This window comes from Bacillus sp. S4 (genome assembly GCF_040838205.1).
In the GTDB taxonomy this organism is placed as follows: Bacteria; Bacillota; Bacilli; order Bacillales; family Bacillaceae_G; genus Bacillus_A; species Bacillus_A cereus_U.
Window position 1 is genome coordinate 1 of record NZ_JBFPJI010000157.1, and the last position, 7,334, is coordinate 7,334.

Consider the following 7,334-nt stretch of genomic DNA (forward strand, 5'->3'; position numbering starts at 1 on the left):
AAGGTGAACAGAGATAAAATCTGTTCACCTTTTTATACGTGGTATGGTTTTTTGTACTGAATTATTTTCATTTGCTCTTTTAGTTCGTTTTTCTTTGTTTCAATGATTGTTACCTTTTTTAATGTTGTAAACGATAATAGGTGAGTAAGAGCATAGTAAAGTTCGATATTATTATTTATGTGATCGTCTATTATTTTTTCCACGAATGCAACTCCTCTTTTCATGTGATTATACATATTCTATCAATAAAACCCTAATAATTCCATATTTAGCAGGGAAACAAAATAGTCAATGGTGTTTTTGGAATGGGAATGCTCTCGAGTGGGGGGGGGAAATCTTACAAATCATCACTTTGTTTAAAATCATACATAGTATAGAGAATTCATTTTTTTAAAATATTATACTATTGATAAATAAAGTGTTTTTTGTCATGATAAGAGTGTGCCTCATGAAAAAGAACTTTCTAGAAAATAATATTGTGTTTTGTATTAGATTAATCGAATTTTTATGTTAGATAGAAAGTGTGAATTCTATATTAGGATAACGAATGAGATGTTAAATTTTCATGTGATACATAAGAAATTCGAAAAAATCGTTGCAAAAACACACAGTTTAATGGTAAAGTTCACATGAAGTTCACACGGAAGTCACCTCAATCGTTTAAAATGAACGACGTGTGAAAAATAAAACTCTTGCTAAAAAATGGAACTAGATGAATATTTTACTTTGATAATATTGTAAAGTACTAAGTTTATAGTTTTTCTCAAGAGGATAGTAGGGAAAGGAAGTAAAGACAACTTATGAAAAAAGTAATCGCAGGTTTAGCAGCAGCATCTGTAGTAGGCGTAGCAGTTCCAGGAATGGATTCTGCTCATGCACAAGTTTCAAATGATGCGCTAAAAGAAATTAATGGACAAACTCAAACACAAACTCAAACGACTGTAACTGAAACAAAAAAGGTAGAAACAACTTCTGAATTAAAATACACAGTAACAGCTGATGTATTAAATGTACGTTCAGGTGCTGGTACAGGACATAACGTTATTTCTAAAGTAAAAGCAGGTCAAGCACTTCAAGTAATTGGACAAGAAAACGGTTGGTTCAAAGTTAGTGTAAATGGTCAAACAGGTTATGTAAGTGGGGACTTCGTAACAACTGGTGGCAATAAAGGAACTACTGTTCAACAAGGAACAGGTACTTACACAGTAAACGTTTCTTCACTAAACGTACGTACAGGCCCAAGTGCATCTCATACTGTTTTAGGTTCTGTAAACAAAGGGAAAACAGTTCAAGTTGTAGGTGAAGTTCAAGATTGGTTTAAAATTAACTTCAATGGTGGAACTGGATACGTAAGCAAAGACTTCGTAACAAAAGGTGGTTCTGCTGTATCTAACGAAACACAGCAACCAACTACAAACAACAATAACACTACTACTACAGTTCAAACTGGTGGTTCATATGTTGTTAATACAGGAGCTTTAAAAGTACGTACAGGTCCAGCTACATATAACCCTGTAATTGGTGGGGTAACAAACGGTTCAGTATTAAACGTTACTGGTGCTGAAAATGGTTGGTATAAAATTAACCATAACGGCCGCACAGGTTACGTAAGTGCAGACTTTGTGAAGTTTGTAAAAGGCGGAGTGAACAATGTAGTTACTGGTGGTAACCAAGGTACGAATCAAGTACAAAAACCAACAGCACCAACAGGTGGAGACACATCTTCAATCGCTGGATTCGCAAGATCTTTAAATGGTTCACCATACAGAACTGCTGGTACAACACCTGCTGGTTTTGACTGCAGTGGATTCATTCACTACGTATTAAATCAAACTGGTCATAACGGCGCTCGTCAAACAGTTGCTGGATACTGGAGCTCTAAAACAAAAACTAGCAATCCACAACCAGGTGATTTAGTATACTTCCAAAATACTTATAAATCAGGTCCTTCTCACATGGGCGTTTACTTAGGTAATGGACAGTTCATCAGTGCAGAAACTGACACAACTGGTGTACGCATTAGCTCTGTAAGCAACTCTTACTGGAGTAAGCACCTATTAGGTTACACAAAAGCATACTAAGAAAAAGTATTTTATATACTTTTCGTATAGAGAAAAGGCTTTCCAGGGAAACTTGGGAAGCCTTTTTCATAGTTGGATAAACTGTCAGTATAGTAGTATTTATCCCGTTATTTGCGGGATAATAATCAGCGGGGGAGGGACAACCTCCGCTGATTAAAGTTTCACTTTATGTCAATTTTCCATGCAAAAACTTAGCATATAAATCATGAAAATAGTTTGGACGGAATAAGTTTGCTGCATGACCTGCTAATGGAATTTCTTTATATAAAACGTTCGGAAGAATGGACTTCAAATCAAAGAGACAAGATTTATAGAGATGATCATGTTCTCCCATCACCCATAATATAGGATGGGGAAGTGCTTTTAATTTAGATTTCAAGTCGAATTCTAAGCGGTGTCGTAATGACTCAGCAATAATGGACGAGTGTAATTGTAATCCGAAACGGTAATAAATATTTCGTGAAATAACAGCGAACGGATTTGCCCTTAGTATTCCACTTGGAAAAATAGTACTAGCATACTGAGAAAGCCAAGATGAATATTCATCACCACGTTTTTCCCAAAAATTCTGAAAAACATTATATAAACGGGAAGGGTTATTATAATGTCCACCAATATGACAAATGCTCAATACTTTTTCTGGATGCATTTGTGCAAATGTCGTAGAGATATAACAGCCATAGCTTAGGGCACAAATATGAGCCTTTTTAATTCCCTCTTTTTCATACAAATTCAATAATTGATCTACGAGGCGCTGTATTGAAAAGTCGATAGCTTCTCCTTTATCGTCGCCGTGACCTAATAAGTCATAAGTTATAATGTTGTAGGATGCAGAAAATCGTTTATGCTCTTTTTTGAAGGCGCGGCGATTTCCAACTAATCCGTGAATAAAAATGATTGTTTCCTTTTCGGAATGTGTATTTGTTTGCAAAAAGGATACTCCTTTCAATAACTGGAGATTTATATAGTATTTTAAATTAGTTATCTATAATTCACATAGAATAATAATAAGTACCAGGTAATAATATCAGATATTTACACTTGTTGTAAAGATGAGTTTATATGTATATTTTGTAAAAATAGAAAAAGTGTGTTTACATTCAGTTTACATTTATAGCGTATTCTAGTTTTAGAGATAATAGTTTTGTTTATAACGAGGAGATGAACGACAATGGAAGTTAGGAATACAGAAAAGAAAAAAGGGAATTGGAGGCAGTTTTTACGTCTCATTCAAGATACAAATCCACCGAAAGGCATTCTTATTTTTGCATTACTAATGAGCTTACTTTCTACTGGAGCGAGTTTGTTTATTCCAATGCTGACAAAAGGTTTAGTTGATAATTTTTCACTTTCCTCAATTAGTACGGGACAAATTGTTGGATTAATTGCATTCTTTATTATTCAAACAATTGCTGCAGGATTGTCTATTTATTTACTGAATTATATTGGACAAAAAATTGTGGCTGGACTTAGGGAACGATTGTGGAAAAAGGTACTTATTTTACCAGTGTCTTATTATGACCAAAACAGAACGGGAGATACAATTAGTCGTATGACAAATGATACAGGTGTTGTTAAAACATTAATTTCTGAGCATTTGTCAAACTTATTAACAGGCGGTATCTCAATTATTGGGTCATTAATTGTATTATTTGTTTTAGACTGGAAAATGACAATTTTACTTTTAACGGTTATTCCGTTATCGGTACTAATTTTAGTTCCACTTGGACGGAAAATGTATAAGATTTCAAAAGCACTTCAAGATGAAACGGCTTCTTTTACTAGTGTATTAACACAAGTACTATCAGAAATTCGTTTAGTGAAATCTTCAAATACGGAAAAAAAAGAGTATGAAACAGGGAATACAGGTATCCAAAAATTATTGCAATTTGGTTTGAAAGAAGGAAAAGTGCAAGCATTAATTTCACCAGTTATGTCGTTTGTTTTAATGGCATTGCTTGTTATTATCGTAGGGTATGGTGGAATGCGAGTTTCTAGCGGTGCATTAACAACAGGAGAACTTGTAGCATTTATTTTGTATTTAGTTCAAATTATTATGCCGATGAGTCAGTTATCTATGTTCTTTACTCAGTTCCAAAAAGCAATTGGTGCAACCGAAAGAATTAATACGATTTTAGAATATGAAGTAGAAGATCATGAAACAGGTATGAATGTTACAAATGCGAAGCAGCCGATCGTTATTGAAAATGTACATTTTGAGTATAACGAAGAAGAGAAAATATTGAAAAATATCGACTTCACGATTGAATCTGGAAAAGTAACAGCGATTGTAGGACCAAGTGGTAGCGGAAAAACAACTTTATTCTCGCTGTTAGAACGTTTTTATGAGCCAACTAGTGGTTTCATAAAATTAGGGAAAGAACCAATTACAGCATATTCATTACAGTCATGGCGACGTCAAATTGGTTACGTTTCACAAGATAGTCCGTTAATTGATGGAACGATTCGTGATAATATTTGCTACGGTGTTGAGGGCGAAGTGACGGATGCAGAAATTGAAAAAGTAGCAGCTATGGCATATGTTGATGCGTTTATTCATGATTTACCAAACGGATATGCAACAGAGGTTGGAGAGCGCGGTGTGAAGCTTTCTGGAGGGCAAAGACAACGAATTGCGATTGCTCGAGCGTTACTACGAAATCCGCAAATCCTTATGTTAGATGAAGCGACTTCAAGTTTGGATAGTAAATCAGAGTCTGTCGTTCAAAAGGCATTAAATAACTTAATGAAAGGCAGAACAACTTTAGTTATTGCACATAGACTTTCTACTGTTGTAGATGCAGATAAAATTATCTTTATTGAAAAAGGGAATCTTACAGGAAGCGGTACGCACGATGAGTTATTACGTACACATGACATGTACCGTGAATTTGCAATGCAGCAGTTAAAAATTAAAGAAGGAGCATTATAGAATGAAAACAATCAGTGAGGGAGCACTTCACTGATTGTTGATTTTAGAGTGCTAAAAAGTATGTTAAGCAGAAAGGATATGATTCCTTGATACCTAAAATATTAATTGTAGATGATGATCCGCACATTAGAGAACTTGTTTCTGTATTTTTGGAACGAGAAGGTTTTCAAACATATGAGGCCGTTGATGGATTAGATGCTCTTCGAAAAATAGAAGAAGTGAAAGTCGATATGGCGATTCTTGATATTATGATGCCAAATATGGATGGGTTTGATTTGTGTTTTGAATTAAGAAAATACTATGATATTCCGATTTTGATGCTAACTGCTAAAGGAGAAACATCTCAAAAGATAAAAGGGTTTCACCTCGGAACAGATGATTATCTTGTGAAACCATTTGATCCTCTAGAATTAGTTGTGAGAGTGAAGGCATTATTGAAACGTTACCAAATTACAGTATCGCAATCTATTCAAGTTGGGAATGTACTGTTAAATCGTAAAACATTTGAAGTTAACGCCGGAGAACAAACGGTCACGTTGCCGCTAAAAGAATTTGAGTTACTCTTTACATTAGGATCTAAAGCGGGAAGAACTTGTTCAAGAGAGCAATTAATTGAAGACGTATGGGGATATGATTTTGAAGGGAATGAACGCACGCTAGACGTTCATATTAATCGGTTGCGTGAAAAGTTTCAAGAAGAGCAATCGAAGTTTAGTATAAAGACGATAAGGGGTTTAGGGTATCGCTTAGAGGTAAGTAAATGAGACAAAGAAAACGAATGAGTAAGATGAAAATGTTAAAAGTAATGGGGGCGATAATAGCGCTCTTTACTTTTCTTACTATAATTTGGTCTATAGCCTTTTTTGTATCGTCTAGTGTAATGAAAGCTCTGGAAATAAACGTATCGCCTTTTGTTACGTTTCTAATTAGTGATATGGTCGGTTTTGTATTTATTGTTCTTATTTGGGTATTGATCGGAATATTAATGAGACCGAAGCGAGAGGCGATGATTTGGACGATCATTGAACCGATACAAAAAATTGCAAAAGGGGACTTCTCTGTAAAAATACGGAATGAAGAAAAGTATGATGGCGAAATTGGTGTACTCGTAAAGAGTATAAATGATATGACAGATGAACTGAATGCGATGGAGAAACTGCGCCAGGAATTTGTATCGAATGTATCGCATGAAATACAGTCACCATTAACTTCTATAAAAGGATTTGCTAGAGCGCTACAAGATAATAATCTTTCTGAGGAAAAAAGAAAGCATTATCTTACCATTATTGAAACTGAAACAACGAGATTATCTAAACTGAGTCAAAATTTATTAAAGCTAACACTTTTAGAATCAGAAGAGTATGTATCAGAAAGAGTGACTTATCGATTAGATCAGCAGTTAAAGCAAGTTGTATTAAATAGTGAACCGCTTTGGGCTGAAAAAGAAATTGAGTTAGACCTTGATTTAGAAAAAGTGAAAATGACTGCCGATCAAGAAAGTATGAGTCAAGTATGGATCAATTTAATTCATAACAGTATTAAATTTACTCCAAGTGGTGGTACGATTACAATTCAGTTAAAAGAACATAAGAAATTAGTGGAAGTACGTATTCATGATAATGGAATTGGTATATCAGAGGAACAGAAGCAGCATGTTTTTGAACGTTTTTATAAAGCAGATTCTTCACGGAATCGCGCTTATGGAGGAAGTGGCTTAGGTTTGGCGATTGTAAAAAAAGTACTCGACCTTCATCAAGGAGAAATAAAAGTCGAGAGTGAGGAAGGAAATGGTACGGAATTTATTGTGTGTATTCCTAAGTATAAAGAAAAATAGTGTTAGGAGGATATCCTTCTAACACTATTTCTCTTTAAAAATACATTTACCATTACTGCAACTATATTGATAAGCTTTGCCTTCGCTATTTATACGGTATGAGTAATTTGATTCTTTATCTTTCTTAAAATCAACGTATGCTTCTGCACCGTTTTTATCATCATCTATATCAATGAATTGAACGTGTCGTATAGAATAATCCTTCTTTTCACTTAATCCCCTTCCTTGCAAGTTTGTATGAATACCTTCTACTAATTGGTCAAACAGTGACCAATTTAAATTAAAATTCTCAAATGACTCAGTATGTCTTCCTAAAATGCCGTTGTCTTGTATTATTTTTTTATGATTATCGTATTTATAAGAGTATGTAAAATAGGGTTCGTCTTTATATACTACTGCTGCATAATAGCCGATATTATAAATGGGAGTATATTTTCCAGTAATGCTTTGTATATCTTCTTGTTTATAGCTTTTTATAGTATGGAGA

The 7,334-nt window shown here is 34.3% G+C and carries 6 protein-coding genes; 4 read left to right on the forward strand and 2 right to left on the reverse strand.

The annotated features are described in order from the left end of the window. Positions 1-800 precede the first annotated feature (800 nt). Positions 801-2,081, forward strand: coding sequence for an enterotoxin EntFM (gene entFM / locus AB3X48_RS14620; protein WP_016104565.1), 1,281 nt, complete (start codon positions 801-803; stop codon positions 2,079-2,081). A gap of 166 nt (positions 2,082-2,247) precedes the next feature. On the opposite strand, the gene AB3X48_RS14625 is transcribed toward entFM, so the two are convergent. Then, a complete protein-coding gene (locus AB3X48_RS14625; RefSeq protein WP_002141349.1) occupies positions 2,248-3,012 on the reverse strand; it encodes an alpha/beta fold hydrolase in 765 nt (254 codons plus the stop codon). A gap of 240 nt (positions 3,013-3,252) precedes the next feature. Between AB3X48_RS14625 and AB3X48_RS14630 the strand changes: the two genes are divergently transcribed. The 3 genes from AB3X48_RS14630 (at position 3,253) to hitS (ending at position 6,847) form a co-directional block, all read left to right on the forward strand. Then, positions 3,253-5,013: an ABC transporter ATP-binding protein gene (locus tag AB3X48_RS14630; RefSeq protein WP_016104566.1), complete on the forward strand. Its 1,761-nt coding sequence runs from the start codon at positions 3,253-3,255 to the stop codon at positions 5,011-5,013. An 86-nt stretch (positions 5,014-5,099) separates the two neighbouring features. Beyond that, positions 5,100-5,777: an envelope stress response regulator transcription factor HitR gene (hitR, locus tag AB3X48_RS14635; RefSeq protein WP_002158263.1), complete on the forward strand. Its 678-nt coding sequence runs from the start codon at positions 5,100-5,102 to the stop codon at positions 5,775-5,777. Beyond that, positions 5,774-6,847 carry an envelope stress sensor histidine kinase HitS gene (gene hitS / locus AB3X48_RS14640; RefSeq protein ID WP_016104567.1) on the forward strand — a complete coding sequence of 358 codons (1,074 nt, stop codon included), beginning with the start codon at positions 5,774-5,776 and terminating at the stop codon, positions 6,845-6,847. The genes hitR and hitS overlap by 4 nt, the downstream gene beginning before the upstream one ends. Before the next feature lie 24 nt (positions 6,848-6,871). Here hitS and AB3X48_RS14645 read toward each other — a convergent pair. Then, positions 6,872-7,334 (reverse strand): DUF3139 domain-containing protein (locus AB3X48_RS14645; RefSeq protein WP_367959695.1); only part of this gene is annotated, 463 nt, incomplete at its 5' end.